This window comes from Shewanella colwelliana ATCC 39565, from assembly GCF_000518705.1.
Taxonomy (GTDB): domain Bacteria; phylum Pseudomonadota; class Gammaproteobacteria; order Enterobacterales; family Shewanellaceae; genus Shewanella; species Shewanella colwelliana.
Genome location: NZ_JAEC01000005.1, coordinates 39,853 through 63,901, shown reverse-complemented (window position 1 = coordinate 63,901; position 24,049 = coordinate 39,853). Strand labels below are relative to the sequence as shown.

General features: G+C 44.4%; 15 protein-coding genes and 1 tRNA gene. 10 read left to right on the top strand and 6 right to left on the bottom strand.

Going from position 1 to position 24,049, the window contains the following annotated elements:
* Positions 1 to 94: 94 nt before the first annotated feature.
* The 6 genes from potA (at position 95) to L876_RS0102190 (ending at position 6,138) form a co-directional block, all read left to right on the top strand.
* Entirely contained in the window at positions 95 to 1,231 is a 1,137-nt protein-coding gene (potA, locus tag L876_RS0102215) for a polyamine ABC transporter ATP-binding protein (RefSeq protein ID WP_028762298.1), read from the top strand.
* An 11-nt stretch (positions 1,232 to 1,242) separates the two neighbouring features.
* Positions 1,243 to 2,151 (top strand): ABC transporter permease subunit, encoded by a 909-nt coding sequence (locus L876_RS0102210; protein ID WP_028762297.1) that lies wholly within the window; start codon positions 1,243 to 1,245, stop codon positions 2,149 to 2,151.
* Positions 2,148 to 2,975 carry an ABC transporter permease subunit gene (locus L876_RS0102205; RefSeq protein ID WP_028762296.1) on the top strand — a complete coding sequence of 276 codons (828 nt, stop codon included), beginning with the start codon at positions 2,148 to 2,150 and terminating at the stop codon, positions 2,973 to 2,975. Before L876_RS0102210 ends, L876_RS0102205 begins: the two co-directional genes overlap by 4 nt.
* Positions 2,976 to 3,078: 103 nt before the next feature.
* A complete protein-coding gene (locus L876_RS0102200; RefSeq protein ID WP_028762295.1) occupies positions 3,079 to 4,365 on the top strand; it encodes an NAD(P)/FAD-dependent oxidoreductase in 1,287 nt (428 codons plus the stop codon).
* Positions 4,366 to 4,542: 177 nt separating this feature from the next.
* The gene (locus L876_RS0102195; protein WP_028762294.1) at positions 4,543 to 5,154 is read left to right on the top strand and encodes a GDSL-type esterase/lipase family protein; all 612 of its coding nucleotides are present in this window, start codon (positions 4,543 to 4,545) and stop codon (positions 5,152 to 5,154) included.
* 252 nt (positions 5,155 to 5,406) lie between these two features.
* Entirely contained in the window at positions 5,407 to 6,138 is a 732-nt protein-coding gene (locus tag L876_RS0102190) for an HDOD domain-containing protein (RefSeq protein ID WP_028762293.1), read from the top strand.
* A gap of 67 nt (positions 6,139 to 6,205) precedes the next feature.
* Here L876_RS0102190 and L876_RS0102185 read toward each other — a convergent pair whose 3' ends face one another.
* On the bottom strand, positions 6,206 to 7,108 hold the full coding sequence (locus L876_RS0102185; protein WP_028762292.1) for a LysR family transcriptional regulator: 903 nt from the start codon (positions 7,106 to 7,108) through the stop codon (positions 6,206 to 6,208).
* 199 nt (positions 7,109 to 7,307) lie between these two features.
* Here L876_RS0102185 and metE point away from each other — a divergent pair, with 199 nt between their 5' ends.
* The gene (gene metE, locus L876_RS0102180) at positions 7,308 to 9,587 is read left to right on the top strand and encodes a 5-methyltetrahydropteroyltriglutamate--homocysteine S-methyltransferase (protein ID WP_028762291.1); all 2,280 of its coding nucleotides are present in this window, start codon (positions 7,308 to 7,310) and stop codon (positions 9,585 to 9,587) included.
* Between the two features lie 47 nt (positions 9,588 to 9,634).
* Here metE and L876_RS0102175 read toward each other — a convergent pair whose 3' ends face one another.
* Positions 9,635 to 11,185 (bottom strand): glutamate synthase-related protein, encoded by a 1,551-nt coding sequence (locus tag L876_RS0102175; protein WP_028762290.1) that lies wholly within the window; start codon positions 11,183 to 11,185, stop codon positions 9,635 to 9,637.
* A gap of 188 nt (positions 11,186 to 11,373) precedes the next feature.
* On the opposite strand from L876_RS0102175, the gene L876_RS20890 reads away from it, so the two are divergent.
* The 3 genes from L876_RS20890 to L876_RS0102160 all read left to right on the top strand — a co-directional run bounded on the left by L876_RS20890 (position 11,374) and on the right by L876_RS0102160 (position 14,306).
* Positions 11,374 to 12,021 (top strand): gluconate 2-dehydrogenase subunit 3 family protein, encoded by a 648-nt coding sequence (locus tag L876_RS20890; RefSeq protein WP_248674446.1) that lies wholly within the window; start codon positions 11,374 to 11,376, stop codon positions 12,019 to 12,021.
* 119 nt (positions 12,022 to 12,140) lie between these two features.
* Positions 12,141 to 13,853 (top strand): GMC family oxidoreductase, encoded by a 1,713-nt coding sequence (locus L876_RS0102165; protein ID WP_028762289.1) that lies wholly within the window; start codon positions 12,141 to 12,143, stop codon positions 13,851 to 13,853.
* 183 nt (positions 13,854 to 14,036) lie between these two features.
* A complete protein-coding gene (locus tag L876_RS0102160) occupies positions 14,037 to 14,306 on the top strand; it encodes a hypothetical protein (protein ID WP_028762288.1) in 270 nt (89 codons plus the stop codon).
* Positions 14,307 to 14,680: 374 nt separating this feature from the next.
* Here L876_RS0102160 and L876_RS0102155 read toward each other — a convergent pair whose 3' ends face one another.
* The 4 genes from L876_RS0102155 to dnaG form a co-directional block, all read right to left on the bottom strand.
* On the bottom strand, positions 14,681 to 19,579 hold the full coding sequence (locus L876_RS0102155; protein WP_028762287.1) for a DEAD/DEAH box helicase: 4,899 nt from the start codon (positions 19,577 to 19,579) through the stop codon (positions 14,681 to 14,683).
* Positions 19,580 to 20,001: 422 nt separating this feature from the next.
* A tRNA-Ile gene (locus L876_RS0102150) sits at positions 20,002 to 20,078 on the bottom strand.
* 196 nt (positions 20,079 to 20,274) lie between these two features.
* Entirely contained in the window at positions 20,275 to 22,113 is a 1,839-nt protein-coding gene (gene rpoD / locus L876_RS0102145) for an RNA polymerase sigma factor RpoD (RefSeq protein WP_028762286.1), read from the bottom strand.
* A gap of 123 nt (positions 22,114 to 22,236) precedes the next feature.
* Positions 22,237 to 23,964, bottom strand: coding sequence for a DNA primase (gene dnaG, locus L876_RS0102140; RefSeq protein ID WP_028762285.1), 1,728 nt, complete (start codon positions 23,962 to 23,964; stop codon positions 22,237 to 22,239).
* Positions 23,965 to 24,049 lie beyond the last annotated feature (85 nt).

The following is a 24,049-nucleotide window of genomic DNA, read 5'->3' as shown; positions in this document are numbered from 1 at the left end:
CTTAAAACAGGGCAAGTTTACTTGCCCTGTCTCATTTCAATTTATTCAGTATTGCAGTAGGTGCCTGGAAGGCACTTTTTGTGGAGAAGTAACTATGGCTAGCAATTCGGGCGTCACCAATAAACCGACAACAAAGACGCAAGGAGAGGTATTGCTGAAGATAGACAGAGTCAGCAAGCTATTTGACGACGTTCGCGCTGTGGACGACGTTTCGCTCAATATTAATCGTGGGGAGATTTTTGCATTATTAGGCGGTTCAGGCTCGGGTAAATCCACCTTACTGCGGATGCTAGCAGGTTTTGAGAAACCTTCAGAAGGGCGTATCTATCTCGATGGCGAAGATATTACCGATATGCCACCTTATGAACGTCCAATTAATATGATGTTCCAATCTTATGCATTGTTTCCGCATATGACAGTGGCGCAAAATATCGCCTTTGGTTTAAAGCAAGACAAGATGCCAAAAGCTGACATTGAGCAGCGTGTGCAAGAGATGTTGAAGTTGGTGCACATGGAAGCTTATGCAAGACGTAAACCTAACCAGCTCTCTGGCGGTCAGCGCCAACGTGTTGCCTTGGCGCGATCTCTGGCTAAGCGACCTAAATTACTCTTACTCGATGAGCCGATGGGCGCATTGGATAAAAAATTGCGTACCCAGATGCAGCTTGAAGTGGTCGATATTTTAGAGGCTGTAGGGGTGACTTGTGTGATGGTAACCCATGACCAAGAAGAAGCGATGACCATGGCTGAGCGTATCTCCATTATGAATGATGGTTGGATTGCACAAACGGGTTCGCCAATGGATATTTATGAAAGTCCAGCCAGTCGCATGGTGGCTGAGTTTATCGGTTCAGTAAACTTATTCGAAGGCGAGATCATTGTCGATGAGGCGGATCATGCCGTTATTCAAGCGCCTAATTTGCCACAGCAGTTCTATATTGGTCACGGTATTTCGACCAGTGTTGACGACAAGCATGTGTGGCTAGCGGTGCGACCAGAAAAGACCCATATCACGCGAGAGCAACCACAAGAGCAGTATAACTGGTGTCAAGGTGAGGTTGAGGATATCGCCTATCTTGGCGGTATCTCTGTGTACTACATTCGCTTAAGCAACAAACAGCTTATCCAATCAGTGATGACCAATAGTGACCGCCGCTCAGACTCACCAACATGGGAAGAGCAAGTGTTCGTTAGCTGGGAGGCCACCAGTGGTGTGGTGCTCAGATCATGAGTGGGGGCGGTATGAAGAAAAAACGACTGACGTTTAGGCTGCCCAAAGGGCAGTGCTATACCATAGGTGTGCCCTATTTTTGGCTATTGATGTTTTTTGCGTTGCCGTTTGCCATCGTATTAAAGATCAGTTTGTCTACGCCAGCGATTGCGATTCCGCCATATGAAGCGCTATTTGAATACGCCGATGAGTCACTGCAGATTATGCTTAATCTGGGTAACTACATCTTAGTTTTCGAAGATTCTTTATATATCAATGCCTATTTAGGCTCATTGAAGATGGCCTGTATAACGACTCTAGGATGTCTACTGATTGGCTACCCCATGGCATATGCCATTGCTAGAGCACCTAAGCAGCATCAGACAGTGTTGATTTTGCTGGTGATGTTACCGTCTTGGACGTCGTTTCTTATTCGCGTGTATGCTTGGATGGGAATATTGAGTAATAACGGCGTTATCAATAACGTGCTGATGTGGTTAGGAGTTATCTCTGAGCCTATTCAGATGCTTAATACAAACTTTGCGGTCTATATCGGTATTATTTATACCTACCTTCCATTTATGATTTTGCCACTCTATGCCAACCTATCTCAACTCGATGGTAGTTTGCTAGAAGCCGCGGCGGATCTGGGTTCTCGTAGTTTAAATACCTTTTGGAAGATCACCTTGCCCCTGTCTAAAGGCGGCGTGATTGCAGGCTCTATGTTGGTATTTATTCCTGTGGTGGGTGAGTTTGTTATTCCTGAGCTGCTTGGTGGCCCGGACTCACTAATGATCGGTAAAGTGCTATGGCAAGAGTTCTTTAATAACCGTGATTGGCCGGTTGCATCGGCACTAGCCATTGTAATGCTTGGACTACTGATTATTCCTATCACGCTATTTCATCGTTACCAGTCGAGAAGTATGGAGAAAACGATATGAATAACAGATTAAAGAAAATGAGTTTCTCAACCATTATGCTTTGGGCTGGAATGTTTTTCCTTTATGCCCCGATGTTTATTCTGGTGATCTACTCGTTTAACGAATCCAAACTGGTCACAGTTTGGGGCGGCTTTTCACCTAAATGGTATGGCGAGCTGTTCCGCGATGAACAGATTCTGGATGCAGTTTGGACCAGTTTGAAGGTGGCGTTTTTTGCCTCAACGATGGCGGTGATCTTAGGCACCATGGCGGCATTTGTGATGACACGTTTTGCGCGCGGTTGGGGCAAGATGACGCTGTCTAACATGATCACCGCACCCTTGGTCATGCCAGAAGTGATCACGGGTCTATCCTTGTTACTGCTGTTTGTACACATGGCTGATCTCTTTGGCTGGCCTGCTGAACGCGGCATGTTGACAGTATGGATTGCCCATTCCACTTTCTGTGCGGCTTATGTTGCAGTGGTTGTCGCATCACGTTTGCGTGAACTCGATATGTCGATAGAGGAGGCGGCTCAAGACTTAGGTGCCACGCCGCTTAAAACCTTCTTCTATATCACTGTACCTATGATCTCTCCGGCCTTAATTGCTGGTTGGCTATTGTCATTTAGTTTGTCGCTCGATGACTTAGTCATAGCCAGTTTTGCTTCTGGTCCAGGTGCTACAACATTGCCAATGGTGGTGTTCTCATCTGTGAGGATGGGGGTTTCGCCTAAGATCAATGCACTGGCAACGCTGATTATTTTGATTGTGTCACTCATCGCCTTTATCTCTTGGTATATGGCAAGACGTGCCGACAAGCGCAGCAGAATGGCTAGCGATTAACGGATCAATCCCTTCTATCAAACAAGGTGACAGGCTGCAGCTAAAACTGCTGCAGCCTGCCTAATGCAACAGCACAACAATGATAAAGATTTAGGTGGATTTTATGAACTGTACACCTCATGCAAACTCTTACTACGCGGCGTCAGCCAATACCAAACAGCTGCGAGCGAAACTTGCCGATAACATCGAAACCGATGTGTGTATTATCGGCGCTGGCTATACCGGTTTATCCTCGGCGATTCACCTTTTAGAAGCGGGCTTTAAGGTCACTGTACTCGAAGCCGCTCGCGTAGGCTTTGGCGCCTCAGGGCGTAATGGCGGTCAAATTGTAAATAGCTTTAGCCGTGACATCGATACCATAGAAAAAACGGTAGGCGTTGAGAAAGGTAAGCTCTTTGGTGAGATGGCCTTCGAAGGCGGTCGTATCATTAAGCACTTGGTGGCTAAATATAACATCCAGTGTGACCTTAAAGATGGTGGCGTTTTTGCGGCATTAAACAGCAAGCAGATGGGCCATCTTGACTCACAAAAGGCGCTGTGGGAAAAGCACGGTCACATGGGACATCTAGAGATGCTTGATGAATCAGGTATCCGTAATGTTGTGAGCTCTGAGCGCTATGTGGGCGGATTGCTCGACAAGAGTGGCGGCCATATTCATCCGCTTAACTTAGCACTGGGTGAAGCCGATGCGGTAGAGTCATTAGGCGGACAGATTTTTGAAGACTCGGCGGTAATCAAGGTCGATCAAGGCGAGAGCCCTGTCGTGCACACTGCACAAGGCTCGGTGAAATGTAAGTTCGTCATTGTGGCGGGTAACGCATACCTAAACGGGCTAATGCCTGAACTGCAGGCTAAGTCTATGCCATGCGGTACTCAAGTGATCACCACCGAACCGCTGAGCGACGAGTTAGCAAGATCGCTGTTACCACAAGATTACTGTGTCGAAGATTGTAACTACCTGCTTGACTACTTCCGTTTGTCAGGTGACAACCGACTCATTTATGGTGGTGGCGTGGTATATGGTGCGCGCGATCCTGCTGATATCGAAGCTATCATTCGGCCTAAAATGTTATCTACCTTCCCGCAGCTAAAAGATGTGAAGATTGATTTTACTTGGACGGGGAACTTCCTGCTAACGCTGTCGCGTTTACCGCAAGTTGGGCGCATTGGCAGTAATATCTATTACTCACAAGGTTGCAGCGGTCACGGAGTGACTTATACCCATCTTGCAGGTCAAATACTCGCTGAAACCATTAATGGTCAAGCGAAGCGTTTTGATGCCTTTGCTGGGCTGCCACACTACCCGTTCCCTGGTGGTCACTTGATGCAAGTGCCATTCTCGGCGATAGGTGCTTGGTACTACACCATGCGAGACAAGCTTGGTATCTAAGTTACCATTGAGCTGTAATAATAGAGCCTGCGTATAGCGGGCTTTTTATTGGCTGTGGTTTAGGGGTTTGGCAATATTTGGGTGAAGCGCTTGTTGATCAAATTCACTATGCCACTACAAATCACTGTCGGCTTATTACGCTCAACCTAATGTGAAAGCCCTCAGTAAGGATTAACAATGAAGATGAAGTTGTTTGCAGTGGCAGCACTGATATTGATGGTGATAGTGGTATTGTCGCAACACGGCCATCAGCTTGAACCTTTGTCGCCTGAGGCCAAGATACTTGCCTTTGGCGATAGCTTAACAGAAGGTGTCGGGGCGTCAGAGGGAGCCGATTACCCACAAGTGCTATCCACCATGCTGGGGCGCACAGTAGTCAATGCTGGTATCTCTGGTGAAACCACGAGTGAAGGGCTTATACGGTTTGAGGAACAGTTAGATCTATGGTCACCTGGATTGGTTTTACTGTTAGAAGGTGGCAACGATTTTCTGAGAAATGTCAGTGAGCAGAAGGTAAAAAACAATTTAAAACAGATGATTGAGATAGCAAAGGCGAGGAATATTGAGGTGGTATTGATTGCGGTGCCACAAAAAAGTCTTTGGTTGGCACCATCTGAAATATACGCAGAACTGGCTGCACAATTTGAACTGTTATTAATTGAAGATATTTTGCTAGACCTGCTAAAATTACCAGAGGTAAAGTCAGATAGTATTCACTTCAATGATGAGGGGTATTATCGCCTAGCAAAGCATATCGAGCAGCGCCTCGTAAAAGCTGGGGCAATTTAGCTAAATCTGAGTCAGATAACGATAGATGCTCCATGAATACAGGCTCGCTACCAGATTACGCTGGCTAGGCTTTTGCCAGATATCACTATAAAAAGGCTCACTTTGACGGCGTTGATAGCTCAATTGTTGTTTATTTAAGGTAAACTCCAGTTTTGCTCTAATTCGACTTGACCACAACGGGCGTTTTATGGGTAAATTCTTGGATAACAAATGGCATTTGGCCAGAATAATAAATCAGGTTAATAACTTCTCATGACAGATCTTGAGCATCAAGTTTTCACTCAAGTACGTGCAATTATCGCCAATGAAGAGCAGGTCATTGGGCGCCGCGGTATTTTGATCCCATTAAAGAAAGCGATCATTGCCGATGGTGATATTCGTAATGTGATTGATATCGTTTCTTCAGATCCCGCATTGGCGGCGCATCTCCTTTGGCGTAGTAATTCTGCGGCCAATGCTGGTGGCGTAGTGTCATCTAAGAATCGTTCTTTAAAAGATGCATTGGTGCGTTTAGGTCAAGTAAATATCTACCGTTATGCTTTTACCTTTTATTTGAAAGAACGTCTCGATGAACTGCCGCAACCCTACAAAAAACTGGTTTATGGGTATTGGGCATTAACTGAGAGTATTGCCGCTGATGCGGTAGATAACTTGCACAACATGGAAGGGGTAAATATTAACCCTGATGAGGTGCAAACCTTAGCGCTATTTAGTGTCTTTGGTGAGATTATTGCGTTAACCGCTTTTGCATATTTAAATGCTGAGTCGGAGCAATCTTTCCCTCTGTCTATTATCAAATCTTTGATTGATAATCAGAAACAAACATTGACTATCGAAGCGTTTGAATCGCTTGGGTTAGATGAAGAGCTCAGAGAAGAGTTTATGATTGCCCACAACTTACGCCAGACCCGCAATCCTGATTCTCCAGGTTTAGTACTTAGACGAGTGCTATCAATGCGTAAGCAGCTACTCAATCCGCTATAGCCGATAATCTCTTGTCGATACCAAATAATAAAAAACCTGCTAAGTGCAGGTTTTTTTATCAGTGTGATTAATTCAACTTTTGTTTACTTAGCCCTTCCTGCCCGACTAATGACAGCCATTGCTGTGCGACGTTCGCTTGATGACTGCTGCGACGATATGCACCAAACAGCGGCCGTTTTAATCCCTCTGCACCAAGTTTAACCGCCTTCAATGACAAGCCGTGGGCTTCATTAATTGACCAACTTGGTAGCGCCGCTACGCCATCTTTGCAAGCGACACGCTGCAGTAACATGGCGGTCAAGTCACAGCGGATCTGTTTGTTCACCGGGACACCCGCAGGTTCCATGAAGTGGCGATATATGTCTAAGCGGTCCACTGGCACTGGGTAGGTGATGAGTGGCTCTCCTGCTAACTGTGATGGTGTCACATAAGGGAGGGTGGCAAGCGGATGATCATTTGCCATGAGTAGTTTGACTTCAAAATCGAACAGGTGCAGATACGCAATATCGTTGTCAGGAATAGGATCTGAGGTGAGTACCACATCTAACTGTCCCTGTTTTAGTGCGCTCAGAGACTCAAAAAGATGCCGACTCGACAACTCCAAATTGGTATGGGGGAAGCTTTGGTTAAACTTTTCAGTGACAGGCATTAACCAACGAAAACAGCTATGGCAGTCTATGCCCACAAAGAGATCGCTAATTTGATCGGTTAAACCATTCTTGAGGTCAATTTCGGTTTCAACCACTTTTGGCAAAATTTCCTCTGCCAAATTAAGTAAGCGCGTGCCCTCTTGAGTAAAAGAGAGTGGTTTACTCTTTCTGACAAAAATGGTCGAGTTGATCCGTGTCTCCAGCTCCTTAATCTGATGGGACAAGGCCGATTGAGTAACAAAACGCTTTTTCGCCGCGCCAGCCAGACTGCCGCTTTCCTTGAGTGCGACCAATGTACGTAAGTGCCTAAGCTCTATCATTTTACCCTCACATGAATGTTGCTCATGTTGTTCTTGAAATCAATTCGATTGCGAAGTCACAGACTAACACAATAAACTTCTAGACGTCCAGACGCCCAAATATTTAATATCTATGATAGCGGCAATAGCGTGTCGCTATTTATCAACAGAAGGCGTTGATTCATGAATTTCGCTCATATTAACTCAAAAGGTATACAATATGCAAAGTGTAAAAATCGCCTCTTTAGGCTTTCCAAGGATTGGTCGCAAGCGAGAGCTGAAATTTGCGCAAGAGAAGTACTGGCGCGGGGAGATCTCCCGTCAAGCATTGTTTGATGTAGCCAAATCATTGCGGATACAACATTGGCAGTGGCAGGCTGAGGCCGGGGTTGAACTGCTGCCAGTGGGTGACTTTGCGTATTACGATCAAGTGTTGACCTTAAGCGCTACTATTGGAGCGATACCAGATCGCCACCGAGGCAGTGAGCAGGTTGATCTTGATACGCTGTTTCGTGTGGCTCGGGGCCGTGCACCTACTGGCGAGGAAGCGCCGGCAGCAGAGATGACCAAATACTTTAATACTAACTATCATTACATAGTGCCAGAGCTCAGCCCAGCGCAAACGTTCAGTATCGCTTATGAACAACTGTTCGAAGAAGTAGAGGAAGCAGTTGCACTGGGTTATAAAGTGAAACCTGTATTGTTAGGGCCCGTTTCATATCTCTACCTGGCTAAGGCGCAAGGGGAGGAATTTGACTGCTTAAGCTTATTGGACAATTTGGTCGCCGTTTACCAAGCGATTTTGGCGCGGTTTGCAGCCCAAGGTGTTGAATGGGTGCAGTTAGATGAACCCATTCTAGCTTTAGCACTTGAGCCACAATGGACACAGGCTTTTGAGTCGGCTTATCAAACGCTTAGCCATAGCAAGCCAAAGTTACTGCTTGCCAGCTATTACGGAACGATTGCTCATCATCAACCACTCGTTTCCGCTTTGCCCGTTGCAGGTCTGCATTTAGATCTGGTGGCGGCTCCAGAGCAACTGCCGCTGTTTGCTGCGCAGTTAAGTCAAGATCAAGTGCTCTCTCTTGGGGTGATCAATGGCCGTAATGTGTGGGCGGCCCAGTTAGATGACATTGCCGATAACCTTTCAGCTGTGGTGAAGGATTTTGCAGACCGAATTTGGATAGCGCCGTCATGTTCGTTATTACACTGCCCTGTTGACTTAGATTGTGAGCAGCAATTGGCCCCATCTTTACGTGATCAGCTAGCATTTGCTAAACAAAAATTGACTGAGCTTGCGCAGTTAAAGTTATTGTTAACGTCACCAGACAGCGAGTCAGCGAAACAGATTGTTGGTACCTGTATTGAGCGTCGCAATGCTCGTTCGCAAGCGGCGAATAAACAGGTTCAGCAACGTGTCGCTTCCTTGTGTCCCCAAGACTATGAGAGACAACATGCGTTCGCTTATCGCCAAGCGGCGCAGCAACAACGGTTTAAGCTCCCACTTCTGCCCACAACGACTATTGGCTCCTTTCCACAAACGCCAGCCATTCGAGGTTTGCGCAATCGTTGGCGTCTAGCTGAGATAACCCAAGCCCAATATACCGCGCAGCTTAAGGCGGTGACTCAAGACACCATTGAGCGCCAACTAAAACTCGGTATCGATGTGTTGGTGCATGGTGAAGCAGAACGCAATGACATGGTTGAGTACTTTGGTGAGCAACTGCAAGGCTTTGGTTTCACTCAGTATGGCTGGGTGCAAAGTTATGGTTCACGCTGCGTTAAACCGCCACTCATTTATGGTGATGTCAGTCGTAAGGGGCCGATGACGCTAGAGTGGGCAGAGTATGCACAGAGCCTTACCGATAAACCGGTCAAAGGGATGTTAACTGGGCCGGTGACCATTCTGCACTGGTCGTTTGCGCGTGAAGATATCAGTCGCGATACCATTGCGACGCAGATAGCCTTAGCCATACGCGATGAAGTGGTTGATCTGCAGGAGGCGGGCATAGGCATTATTCAGATTGATGAGCCAGCTTTTCGTGAAGGTTTGCCACTCAAACGTAGCGATTGGCAGCATTACCTCGACTGGGCAGTGGCGGCCTTTAAACTGAGCGCGGCAGGCGTGCGGGATGATACACAGATCCATACTCACATGTGTTACAGCGAGTTTAATGAGACGATTGCAGCCATCGCGGCCATGGACGCCGATGTAATAACCATTGAGACCTCGCGCTCGCGCATGGAGCTTTTAAATGCCTTTGAAGATTTTGAATACCCCAACGAAATCGGCCCAGGTGTATATGACATCCATAGTCCTAATATTCCAAGTGTCGAGCAGATGGTGAGTTTAATGGAAAAGGCGGCAAGTAAAGTGCCTGTACGGCAACTATGGGTTAACCCAGATTGCGGCTTAAAAACCCGTACCTGGGAGGAGGTTGAGCCTGCCTTAAAAAATCTTGTTACGGCAACAAAATCACTACGACGTAGCCTAGGATAATCAGTTGGGATAAACCATAAAGTGGCTCATCATGAGCCACGTTTTCGTTACGTTAGCGGTGTGACGCCGGCATAGTGAATGCCTGACAACAGCGCCATCTCTTTGTGCCATGTTGCTAAGTCATCAAGCGTAAAGTCAGCCAGATGATGATGGCCGCAGGCACGCGCCATCACTTGCATCAAGGTTGTTGACGCCGCAAAAAAATTGGCCAGTTGCTGCGCTGATTGATCGACATTGAGCCGTTGTCGCAGATCGGCTCTTTGGGTCGCTATGCCAGCAGGACAGTTGTTGGTGTTGCATATTCTTGCCGCAACACAGCCAATTGATTGCATGGCGCTGTTGGCGATGGCAACGCCATCAGCGCCCAGCGCCATCGCTTTGACAAAATCGATAGGCACTCGCAAGCCGCCGGTGACAATAAGGGTAACTCGCCCCTTTGCGCCCTGGCTGTCGAGGTAACGCCGTGCACGAGAAAGTGCAGGAATGGTGGGGACACTGATATGATCACGAAACATGCTTGGAGCGGCCCCAGTACCGCCACCGCGACCATCTAAGATGATGTAATCAGCACTGGCATCGAGAGCAAACTGGATATCTCGTTCAATATGGTTGGCACTGAGTTTAAAGCCGATTGGGATACCGCCACTGACCTCTCTGACTCGATCGGCAAATTTCTTAAAATCAGCAACTGAGTGTAAGTCTTTAAAGCAGGGGGGAGAGATGGCCGGTTGGCCCGCAGGAATACCTCTAACCTCTGAAATCTTGCCAATATTCTTGATACCCGGTAGGTGACCACCTGTGCCAGTTTTAGCGCCTTGACCGCCTTTAAAATGAAAGGCTTGCACCTTGTGAAGTAGCTGCTCTTGGTAGCCAAATTGGGCGCTAGCCAGCTCATAAAAATAGCGTGAGTTGGCCGCTTGTTCCTCAGGCAGCATACCCCCTTCGCCTGAGCATATCCCGGTCCCAGCAAGTTCTGCGCCTTTAGCCAGTGCCACTTTAGCCTCTTGTGATAATGCACCAAAGCTCATATCAGAGACAAACAGCGGTATCTTCAATATGAGTGGTTTTCTGGCTTGGGGACCGATAACCAATTCCGTTGCTACAGCCTGATCTTCTTGCAGTGGTTGGGTAGCCATCTGAGCGGTCATTATCTGTATGTCATCCCAGTGAGGCAGGTGGTGACGGGGAACACCCATTGAGGTCATAGGGCCATGGTGCCCCATTTTACTTAGGCCTTCGCGCGCTAATTGATGGATAAATTCTACCGTCGGCTCCTCTTGGGTAACGGCGGCGTGGGGTTGAGCGTCGGACCCGTTGAGTGTTGCGATGCCAGGACCTTCGTGGCCAACATCTTTGGCTGTAAATTGTTTATGGCTGCCATCACAAAACGGGGTGTTGGCGCTATGTTTGCAGGCGCATAGGTAGGCATCGCCCTCTTGCTTAGCAATAAAAGCTTTAGGTTTAAAGTTGGTGCCCGCATGAGAACCGTCACAGAAGGGTTGGCTTTTAGAGCGGCCACAAGCGCAAAAATAGTACTCTTGCCCTTTAGTTAGAGTGACTTTTTTGGGCTTGTTGTCAGCAATGATTGGATGAGACATAGGTCCTCCTTAGCATGGGCTTAAAACGCATGAGTAAACTATAGGAGATCTTTTGCTGCGATGCCCTAACTCAAGGCGTGAGTATTGATTGGGTGTTAATTTTCTAACTTTATGAATATTTTCAGTTAATGGGCGGTCTGGTGTATTAAGATAGTGAGTGCATTATTGGAGACGCTGAGGGAGCAATGATGGCCAGAATAACCAGGCAGCACCTGACGAATAAGGGCAATATGTCGCGTTACGCGTACGCATCAGGAATGAGCCGCCGAGCCTTTTTGCAAAAGACGGGGGCGGGTGCAGCACTGCTTGCGTTAATCGGCATCAAGCCGGTTTTTGCTGGCACCGAGGCGTTTGACCGTAACCAAGTGGTGCCAGATAGAAGTACAAGTTCCCCAAGAAACTTTGATGTGATCACCCGCGCGATTGTCGAAACCGTACAGCTGCATCTGTTCCCTGATGATGGTGATGGTCCGTCAGCTCAGCAGCTTAACGCCTATACCTATCTGTTGTGGGCGATCGATGAGCCTGACAATCAAGCCGATGGTGATAGGCCTTTTGTAATACAAGGCGCTAGCTGGCTGGAGGAGTTGTCGCAAGAGGAGTTAGGTACGAGTTTCTTGCTCCTCAATGAGACAGCTCAAGATAACCTGTTACAGCGAGTCGCCAAAAGCCGCGCTGGCGAGAATTGGTTGTCCTTGCTGCTCTATTACCTGTTAGAAGCGCTTACGCTTGATCCCATTTATGGCGGTAATCCCCAAGGTATCGGTTGGCAATGGCTTGAGTATCAACCAGGATTTCCGCGCCCAACGGTTGGTAAAACCTACTTGGATTTTTAGCGGGCTGTGGCGTTGTTCGCAAGGCTGAAGTACGGCCTATTGCGCTAGATTGTTGTACACGCCTTAAAGGTCACTCGACGTTTATCGTGATTGCCAAAGCAGATAAAGAGATAGTCTTTATGAATAACAAATTAGATTTTGATGTGTGTATTGTCGGCAGTGGAGCCGGGGCGGCTCCTATTGCCTATGAGCTGGCAAAAGCGGGTTACTCTGTTGGCGTGCTGGAAAAAGGGCGGTGGTACAAAGAGAGTGATTTTACCAAAGATGAGCAGTTAGGTCGTCATAACCGCTTTCGTTCACAGTTTAAAGATGAGCGACATCAGTTAGAAGAGCCTGATGAGCAAGGGGGCTGGTCTCTAGATACCACTGCGCAATTCTGGGGCGGTAATTTGGTCGGTGGTGCATCCAATTTTATGAGTGGCTATTTTCACCGATTAAAACCACAAGACTTTCGACTTATTAGCGAATTTGGTCCCATTGCGGGAGCCAATACGGTTGACTGGCCCATAAGTTATGCTGATTTAGAGCCATATTATACCAAGGTAGAGCAGGTCGTTGGAGTATCAGGGCGGGTGGTTGACCATCCTCACCTTGAGCCACGCTCAACCCAAGATTACCCTTTTCCACCCACAGCAGAGCATCCCATTGCCGCCAAATTTGATTTAGCGTGCAAATCATTAAAGCTCCATCCATTACCTATGGCTCGCGGCGTATTATCCATCCCATTTAATGGTCGGAAAAGTTGCGAATATTCAGGTTTTTGTGGCAGCTATGGTTGTCATTCAGGTGCTAAAGCCAGTGCGCGTGCAGCGCTACTTGATCAGGCTGTAGTGGGAGGGCATTGTGAGGTGATCACGCAAGCTATGGTGTATCGCCTTAATACTGACCACAAGGGGCTGGTGAGTTCGGTTGACTATTTTGACGCTGATGACAAGCGTCAGCGTGTGACGGCAAAGCTGTTTGTGGTGGCCTGTTATGCTATCGAGAGCGCGCGATTACTGCTTAACAGCAAAGGGGAGAAACATAAAAAAGGCATTGGTAATCGCTTTGGCCAAGTGGGCAAAAATCTGCATTGCTGCGCGGGAGGTACTGGCCACGGGGTCTTTAAACTAGATAGATTAAACGACAACCAAAAACGGCAGCTTAGCCTGCGAGGCCCCTTTTTCAATCGCGCATTGCAAGACTGGTATGTGATTGATGATAAGTCGATAGCAAGCAAACCAATAAAAGGCGGCACGCTAGATTTTGTTTTCGATCCGCCAGCACCAACGGCCGACACCTCAAGCCTCAAGTGGAAAGAGGGCAATTTACTTTGGGGCACACAGTTAAAGCAGCGAATAAAAGCCCATTTCACCCAGTCGAAGGATTTTAAATTTGAAGTGTTTTGCGACTGGCTGACCAACGATGAGTGTTATGTCAGTTTAGCTAAAGATGAAAAAGATCGTTGGGGCCAGCCCGTCGCGAACGTTAGAGTTGGCTTTCATCCTCATGACCTAATCGTTGCTCAATACCTGGTAGACAGAGGTGTTGAGGTCATGAAAGCCATGGGCGCCGACGAAGCATGGGGCAATGTGTTTAGTGCGCCGACCTCAAACTTAGTGGCGGGGGGCTGTCGTTTTGGCGATGATCCCAAAACGTCTGTACTGGATAAAAACTGCCGCGTGCATGACTGCGACAATCTTTATGTTACCGATGGCTCGTTTATGCCTAATGGTGGCTCGGTCACGCCAACATTAACCATCTATGCCAATGCTTTTCGCGTCGCCGATAAGATAGCCGCACATCTTGGTGAACTTGTTGCCGACAAAAACACAGCCGATTTAGCTGATTAACGCTGGCAGCCCTTTAAAAGTTGAATGACTTGATGCTTGAGGTGATGCCGATAATGAGTCGTATGGGATATCTATTCAGAAGATGAAAAGAAAATTTCAGGCACAAAAAAGCCCACAGGTTAATGCAGGCTTTTTTGTTTAAATTGGTGGCCCCTCACAGACTTGAACTGCTAGGTGTTTGAGATGATGACGATGATGAGTCAGCTTTCAAAAGCAAACTGTGGCGATTCAAATAGCGATTGGCAAGGCTACATGGCAGCTATGGGCGGTGTCTCTGCCAAACATAAAGATAGACCGATTAAACTGTATTACGAACTGAATATTGATGAAGAAACTGGGGAGTGCTTACAGAGCTACTATGACGGTGAGCTAATCACTAAAGTTAAGGGGTTATGGTTTGCAGGGCGGACTATCATCACCAGACTTTACCAATGGAGGATAGAAAAGGCTTAGTGCTTTTGGTTAGGCGTTAACCCAAATCAAAAAATGAACCGCAAAGTCTCAACTATTAATGCTGAGAGCCAATATATGAATAGAATAACACCTCACCAGTAGTTTTAGCCTAAAACTAGGTGCTACTTCTATGCCAACCCCCCTTCTTTAATCTTTTAGTAGTCGCCAGCCAGAATGGCTAAGATGCTTTTACTTGGAGTTCTGTAAACAACTGTACCAAATATGAATTATAGATTGGCTTTGCTCAGTGAATACCAACAATTCTAATTTATCACTCTCATAACGTGTTGATAAAAATTGTCAGAATTTGAATGTAAGATAGTTGTGCCATCCTTAGCAGTAGTGAAGCAAACTGCTAAGGAAGGCAGGCCGTATTATATATCTAACTTAGGCAGTGACTTCACAATTTTCATCGTTTCTAAACTAACTGTGATAACACGTTGGAATAGCTCCAATGGATATCTAGCATTACCCATTGTTTCTATTGCCCAATCGTTAGCATCGTTAGTAATCTGTGACTTTTTATCTGTAGTTACTGCTTGACGTTCAATCACCCAGTCGAGGGCAGGCTTGCCGTTAACAACATATTCGTAGGCTTCAACAGGAATGTTTTTGATGGTTATTCTGTCGTTATATTTAACGGCGGTTAAATCCTTCTCTTTCCCATTTTTGGCATACTTCATTTTGGTGACATAATAATCATCATTATTAAGCTCTTTGATTGATATATCGCCTGTATCTAGAGTTACAGGGTAGCAATCTACTGTTTCATAATTTAAATGCAGTTCAGCTAAGTCTCGACCTGCTTTTGATAATAACCAAAAATCATTTTCTGATTTTACAGTAGGTATTCTAGGTAAGGCTTTAGTTAGGTTTTCTCCAAATCTATCGTGATAATCTGGTGAATGTAAAACACCATAAATATAATAAAAGATATCCACTGGCGTTATTTCTACATTTGAATATAACTCTTTAAAATGTTCAATTATGGTGTCAGAAATTGCGCTTACTTGCTCTAGATTACCTACATCATTAGCTTCATATAAATATAAAGGAAAACCCTGACCACCAGAGTGTTGCAAATTCAAGTCTGGTAAACCGTCTAGCATAAGAGCCGTTAATTTTTTCCCGCTGTTACCTGAACCACTTAAATAAATAAGTTTATTTTGTGCCAACTTATCTGGAAAAATATTTGGCATTTGCCCAACACGATGATTAAACATCCCATCGTGATATAACCACTGCTTACTAAAAGGTCGGTAATATGATTTGATAATATTTCCTTCAGAATAGCTTGCAACAACACCTTTACCTACCTTAGGTAATAAACTACTAGACCAGCTTATTTTAGTGGGGTCATTATTAACAAAACTTTTTAAATCATTAGGTAATACTTCTTTATAACGAGCAACTTCAACATTATAAAATGAAGTCATTTTTTCCATATTAGATGCAAGTTTCTTTTTTGAGCCGTTATAGCACCATGCATCACGTGCTGTTTCTATTCCCCTTGAGTAATTTTTAAAAACAAAGTCCTCAGTAGTGCCTTTCTCTTTAGTTCCTATTACAACATGATCATAAAAGCTATCATCACGTTGGTTTATCCAATCATGGTATTTATCAGGGGTAATCTCAGTCCACTTGTTCTCATTTGTAATGCCATCAACGCTAGAAAAGTCACTTACTATATCTAACTTTTGCTGTTGTGTTAGATAATCACCAATATCATGCCAGTAGATTTTTCCTTTATCTTTAGCTTCAGGGTTCTTAACTAAAAGAGAAATAGCTATAGGTGCTCTACTACCACTACCAAAAATTTTTCCGCCTTCTTTTCGAGATAATTCACCAGATGTTCTTTGGTTTCCTCTAAGGTGGAATACATAAATATTACTGTATTCTTCAGCTAAACATTTTCTAATACCATCGGCAGTATTGCCTTCTAGAAAGCCTGCATTTGTAACAAAACCAACAATCCCTTTATCTTCGATTCGGTCACTTGCCCAACGAATAGCTCTGATATAAGAATCATATAGTGCATTTTTATTAGTTGCTGTTGAATGTGCTGCGTAGGTTTCTCTTATGCCATTGTCTAACTTTTCATAAGATAAATTCTGGTTATTGTCATTGGCATTCGTTTGACCAGCCGAATAAGGTGGGTTACCAATAATCACTTGAATGTTTTCTAAATTTTTCTGGCGAACTCTACGTTGGCTATTATCTGATAGACGCTCTTGGATTAGGTCGTCTTTTTCATAAAGCTGGAAGGTATCGGTTAAACAAATTCCGTTAAATGGCTCATAATGAGTTAAATCACCTGTTTCGTCTTGATTGCCAACTAATGAGTGATAAACAGCTTCAATGTTAATTGCTGCAATGTAATAAGCTAATAAAACGATCTCATTCGCATGTATTTCATTTTTGTATTTATGCTCAAGCTGCTCTTCAGAGATTAGTCCACTTTGTAGCAAGCGAGTTATAAATGTACCTGTGCCAGTAAATGGGTCGAGAATATGAACCCCTTCACTGCCGAGGGTTTGACCAAACTCTTTTTGAAGTAAGTCATTTACACTGTGAATAATAAAATCAACCACCTCCACAGGGGTATAAACAATTCCTAAGCGTTCGGTCATTTTTGGGAAGGCATTTCGGAAAAATTTATCGTATAACTCTACAATTATCTTTTGCTTTGCAGAGGCATCGTCAATGCCTTCAGCTCGCATTGCTACACTTGCATAGAATTGTTCAAGTGTATCAGCTTCTTTGTCTAACCTATGTTCATGCAGAACATCTAGAACTCCCTGCATAGCTAGAGAAACTGGATTATTAGTAGCAAAACTGTGATCTTTAAAAAGTGCATCGAATACTGGTTTAGTAATTAAATGCTGTGCGAGCATTTCAATCACTTCCTCAGAGGTAATAGCCTCATTTAAATCATCTCTTAATTCTTCAACAAAGCCATTAAACGCTTTAACTTCTCTAACATTGTTAGGATCTTCAACAATCGTTTTTATTCTTAATATGTGGGTATCAGCAATTTTGGCTATATCGTTTGCCCATTGCTCCCAATGCTTACGATTCCCACATTTTTTAACTACCTGAGCATATAGTGCTCTCTCAACTTCGGATACAGAAAAATCAAATGCACCTTGGCTATCATCTTGCTCTGTACCATGCTTTTTATTTCTACCATCTCGCTTACTACCAATGAAAAACTCGTCTTTACCTGATTTCTTTTGAGACTTTGATTTTTGTTTTGGTGCAATTTTGTCGGTAATAGCAATAACTTCCATTTTAGAAGGTGCTTTACCAATTAAATCAAGCTTGTTTATCATGGCATCAAAGCGATCATCATGAGATCTTAACGCTTGTAATACATCCCAAACCACTTTAAAAACTTGATTATCATTCAGTGCTTCATCTGGTTCCATGCCTGTAGGCACAACAACAGGTAAAATTACATAGCCACGTGTTTTACCCTCAGACTTACGCATAACACGGCCAACAGATTGAACAACATCAACCTGAGAGTTTCTTGGTGTTAAAAATAAAACAGCATCAAGCGCTGGGACATCTACACCTTCTGATAGACAACGAACATTACTTAAAATTCGACAAACGTTGTCTTCAGTTTTTTCTTTAAGCCAGCTAATTTTTTCGCCTTTTTCTGAAGCATTCATGCTGCCATCTATATGCTCAGCTTCACAGAAAAGGCCATCTTCAATGTCACTCGCTTCTTGATAGGCTTCCACTACTGATTGAAACATGGATGCAATATTCTTTGAACTGACTTTATGTTTGGCTGATTTTCGTTTTGATGTACTTTGAGGTTCAATAACCTGACAGAATGCTACCGCTTTTTGCATTGGATGAAGATCATCTGATAAATCTTCTTGAGTGTCCTGTTTACTTAGTGCTTTCCAACATCCGATAATTTTCGCAGCATCATCAACTTTAAGTTCATTGTTTTCATCTTTTAATAACGATTGAATTTTTTTACTGATATAGGCTTCATCAACGGTCAAAACAATGACTTTATAATCACAAAGTAAATCTCTTCTTACCGCTTCAGAGAAAGTGATGGTATGTAAATCTCTACCATATAAAGCAGGATCATCCATTGAGCAAAGCGTTACACTGTCTTTCTCCGCATTTGCTTTAGCAGAGTTACCGTATAACCTTGGTGTTGCTGTCATGTATAAGCGTTTATCTGCTCGAATAAAGTTTTGATCATGTACACGAACAAAAGCACTCTCATCTTCATCGGCAAATGTTGCGCCTGTAGTACGATGTGCTTCATCACAAATAATTAGATCGAAGTCAGCTAAACCGTGTTGTTTTTGCGCTCTATTTATAACGGTAATTGAATGGTAGGTAGAGTAAACAACGCTCATGTGTTCATCGTCATGACGTAGCTCAAATTCTTTTGCTAATTTATAAGCATCTGTTGTCGCGGGATATCTAAGTTCATGAACTAGCGTTTGAACAACATCATCTTCATTTGTATCTCTATTCTTACCAACATCAGAGTCGGAACAAACAGCAAAGCTATGTAGTGGAATTTCACTTTGCTGTGTCCATTCAGTTAATGTTTGAGATAATAATGACAAGCTTGGAACAAGGAACAATACTCTTTTGCCCTTACCTGCTTGTTGTTCTGCTAATCGTAAACTGGTAAAGGTTTTACCTGTACCGCAGGCCATGATTAACTTGCCACGATCAGTAGTTTTAAATTCACGAACTACGTTATCAATAGCTGTTTTTTGGTGAGGGCGAGGGTCAAACTTTTTCTTTAATACGGGAGCTTCGTTAGATTCATATTTTGACCAATCTATTTGACTGCTTTCTAAATCGGCTAAATCAATTTTGGAAACGGGAATTTGCTGATCTGCCATTGCATTTTCAGCATGCTCACTCCAGTTGGTTGTAGTGGTAACAATTAATCTGTGGGTGAAAGGTTTCTTACCTGAAGCAGTAAAAAAACTGTCTATATCAGCTTTTTGAATTCGATAATCTTCAGCGTAGCATTTACATTGAATAGCATGATATTCATTTGTTGCATCCGTTTGCGCAACCAAGTCGATACCTGTATCACGGCCATCTATACCTTGTTCCTTTGCCCAATCAGCGTATAACCAAACTTTAGAATATAAATCTTTATAAGTCGGTTCATTTTTAAAGTAAGTGACGATAAGTTCTTCGAAGTAGTTACCTTTTTCACGTTCCGTTTTTGATTCTTGTCGATATACTTCTAATAGGTTTTTGAGTGCAGACACAGGTCAATTCCTTTCATTTATCTTACTTCTGTAAGCTTTTGCTTCTTACACAGGCTTGTGAGTAGCTAGACAGCCAGATTAGGCTTAAAAGGTATCTAGCTGTGTTTATCAAAATTAGCTTTAAACATACTACATGAAATATTGTATTTAGCACTAACGAAATGGCAGGGTAATCAGTGACCTAGGTTAAAGTATGTCACAGTTGATGCTGTAGTGAGCAAAGTGCTACTCATTAGTATTATTACTGGGAGGTTGAATAGTGCTATTGATGTAGTGAGTGCAAAGCTTATACGTAAAACTTGGGAGAGCAATTAACTTTTAATGTAATTGATACATACTTTAATCTGCTACATATTTGCTACACAGAACTCCAGATACGAAAAAGCCGTAGTAGGTACTAACCTACTACGGCCTATCTGTATTGGTGGCCCCTCACAGACTTGAACTGTGGACCTGACGATTATGAGTCGTATGCTCTAACCAACTGAGCTAAGGGGCCGACTTAAGATAGTCGTCACTATCGAAAGCGCTGAGAAGTATACGAGGTTTGCAAGCGCTTGTCACCCCAGTTTTTCGCTCAAATCCTAAGTTTGAATTCAAGTGGTTATCTGTTAATCAATCTTACGTTTTTAAGGCCATAAAATAAAAAGCCCAGCGTTAGGGCTGGGCTTTAAATGGGTCAAACTAACGAGCGGTTACTCGTCTAAGAATGACTTTAAGATCTCTGAGCGAGAAGGGTGGCGCAGCTTACGCAGTGCCTTAGCTTCAATCTGACGAATACGCTCACGGGTAACATCAAACTGCTTGCCCACTTCCTCTAGGGTGTGGTCAGTGTTCATGTCGATACCAAAGCGCATACGCAGCACTTTGGCTTCACGGGCCGTTAGGCCTGCTAAGACTTCGTGAGTCGCGTTCTTCAAGCTTTCGCCTGTGGCTGAGTCCAGAGGTAGCTCAAGCGTCGTATCTTCAATAAAGTCACCTAAGTGCGAATCTTCATCGTCGCCAATAGGGGTTTCCATTGAGATAGGTTCTTTAGCAATCTTAAGTACCTTACGGATCTTATCTTCAGGCATTAACATGCGCTCTGCCAACTCTTCAGGAGATGGTTCACGACCCATCTCTTGCAGCATTTGACGAGAGATACGGTTAAGCTTGTTGATGGTTTCAATCATATGCACAGGAATACGGATCGTTCTTGCTTGGTCAGCAATAGAGCGAGTGATTGCCTGACGGATCCACCATGTTGCATAAGTTGAGAACTTATAACCACGACGGTATTCAAACTTATCTACCGCTTTCATCAGACCGATATTACCTTCTTGAATCAGATCCAAGAACTGTAAACCACGGTTGGTGTATTTCTTCGCGATAGAAATTACTAGACGTAAGTTCGCTTCAACCATCTCTTTCTTCGCACGACGCGCTTTCGCTTCACCGATTGACATGCGACGGTTGATATCTTTGATTGCTGCAATAGCAAGACCGGTTTCTTTTTCGATAGCATCGAGCTTAGCGCGACAACGTTTCACGTCATCAGCAACCATCTCCAAGCCTTCTGCATAAGGTTTCTTCGCTGCGATCTCTTCGTTAAACCATTCGATGCTGCTTTCGTTTGAGGTATAAACCTTAACGAAGTTTTTCTTTGGCATCTTGGCTTGTTCAACACAGAGCTTCATGATGAGACGTTCTTGAACACGTACCTTGTCCATCATTTCGCGCATGCTTTTTACTAAGCGGTCAAACTGCTTAGGAACTAGACGAAACTCTTTGAAGATTTCACCGATAACGAATAATGCACCAATAGCTTCAGGGTGATCTCGACCCTTCAACTCGATGATTTTTAATCCGTTGGTATGCGCTTCACGAAGTTGAGCGAAACGCTCGCGAGCTTCCTCAGGATCAGGACCCTTTGGCGTGTCATCTTCTTCGTCGTCATCCTCGTCATCATCTTCTTCATCTTCGTCATCAAGCTCTTCGTCTGAGAGCTCAGAGCCAACGTGTGTCGCGGTAGGCGCAACATCATCAGCATTAGGGTCAACAAATCCAGAGATAATATCAGATAGTCTGACTTCTTCAGCTTCGTAGCGGTCATACTGCTCAAGGATCATTGAGATGGCTTGAGGATATTCAGCTACTGAGGCTTGAACTGTATTGATACCTTCTTCGATACGCTTAGCGATAACAATCTCGCCTTCACGTGTCAGAAGTTCAACTGTACCCATTTCACGCATATACATACGGACAGGGTCTGTTGTGCGTCCCAGTTCAGCTTCAACCGTAGCCAGTGCTGCGGCAGCTTCTTCGGCAGCATCTTCATCGGTGCTGTCTTCAGACATCATGATGTCATCGGCATCCGGCGCCTGCTCATAGACGCGAATACCCATGTCATTAATCATCTGGATAATATCTTCGATCTGGTCTGAATCGACCATATCTGCAGGTAAGTGGTCATTCACTTCTGCATAGGTTAAGTAACCTTGCTCTTTACCTTTGGCAAGCAACAATTTAAGTTGCGACTGCGGAGTATGCTCCATAGATATCATCCAAGTTGGGTAACAGTTAAACGACGGGCAATTATGCCGCGCAAATCGTCAATTATAGCCGTGTGTGCTTTGCTGTGCTAGTCCAAGTCATTACTTATTGAGACAAATTTTGCTCTAAGTTTGACCTTGCATCACAGCAATGAGCTTTTTAAGTTGCATCCGCTCTTCTTTAGTATGGTGCTGTTTTAAGCTCAATTCCTGGTATCGCTGTTCAATATATTGATTGTTTAGCCATACCAAGGCTTTTTTGAACTCTTGCTGCAAGTTTTCATCCGCCACTTGATGGTCCCATTGGGTCAGTTTTTTCAGGGTGTCTAACTGGTCATCACCTCTGAACTGTTCAAGTAGTTGTGCGCTGGTTATGTTGTCTGCTCGAGTTCGGTCTAACAAGAGGATAAGCAATTCGATGCCTGTCATCTTTATATGTTTTAGCGCTCTTTGCTCGGGCAGTTCATTGCCCAAGTGCGGGTGTTGAACGAGCAGTGCGATGGCTAGTCGCAATGGTGTTCCACGTCCCTTAAGTGCTTTACTTTGTAGCGACTTGCTTTGGCTTTTTACATTAAAGCCTAGTTTTCGCTTAAGTTCTTCGGCACTGTTCATCCCCAGTTTATAGGCTAGGTTCTCTAGCAGTAAACTTTGTAAAACAGTGTCTTGTACTTTTTCTATTAGCGCCATCGCTTGTTTAGCTAAGGTGCCTTTATCTGTGCCGTGTCGCGTGGCCAAGGTTTCAAACAGAAAGTCAGGTAACGATTTAGCGATTCCTATTGACTGTTCAAACTTCTCTTTACCTATTTGGCGTATGAGAGAGTCAGGATCTTCCCCTTCGGGTAAGAACATAAACTTCACTTGATCGCCTGGTTTAATTAAGGGTAGGGCGGTTTCTAATGCGCGCCATGCCGCTTCTGTGCCTGCTCTGTCGCCGTCATAACAACAGATCACCTCTTTTGCACTACGTAACAACAGCTGAAATTGTTCAGCTGTGGTCGATGTGCCAAGCGAGGCTACACCATAGTCTACGCCAAATTGTGCTAGCGCGACGACGTCCATATATCCTTCAACAATCAATATTTGCTGCGGATCTCGGTGACGCTGCTTGAGCTCATACAAACCGTAGAGCTCATAACCTTTATGAAATATGGGCGTTTCTGGCGAATTCAAGTATTTGGGTGTGCCATCACCTAAAACACGGCCACCAAAACCAATGACTCTGCCGCGTCTATCGCGGATAGGAAACATTAAACGGTCGCGAAACCTGTCATAACGTTTGCCGCTGTCATTTTCAATTACCATACCTGCGGTAAGTAATTTGTCTTGTGACTCTTGGTTTTGTCTGTAACGGCTTAATAAGCCATCCCAGCCATCTGGTGCAAAACCAATATTGAAGTGGTCTATTACTTCATCAGACAGTCCTCGATGTGACAAATAGTCGAGCACTTTTTGTTTATCTGTATGTTGCCTAAGCTGCTTTTGAAAAAACAGACTCGACTCTTCCATTAACTGGTAGAGATCTCTGCTTAAGCCTTCATCTTTGCGCTTGCCTGTACCTTGCTCTCTCGGGACGTCTACACCGAGTCTGCCGGCAAGATCTTCAACGGCATCAACAAAGTCTAATCTGTCATACTCCATCACAAAGTCGATAGCGTTGCCGTGGGCGCCACAACCGAAACAGTGATAAAACTGTTTGTCTCTGCTAACGGTAAATGATGGGGACTTCTCGCTATGAAACGGACAGCAGGCAGAGTGATTTTTACCCGCTTTTTTTAAGGGCACTTTAGCATCGATAAGATCAACAATATCGGTGCGAGCTACAAGCTCATTGATAAAATCACGAGGTATCGCCATTGCTGTATAAATGCCGCCTTTCGCGAAAGAGAACAGATAGATATAAACAAACAAGCCGTGCAGAAGCACGGCTCATTCATACATC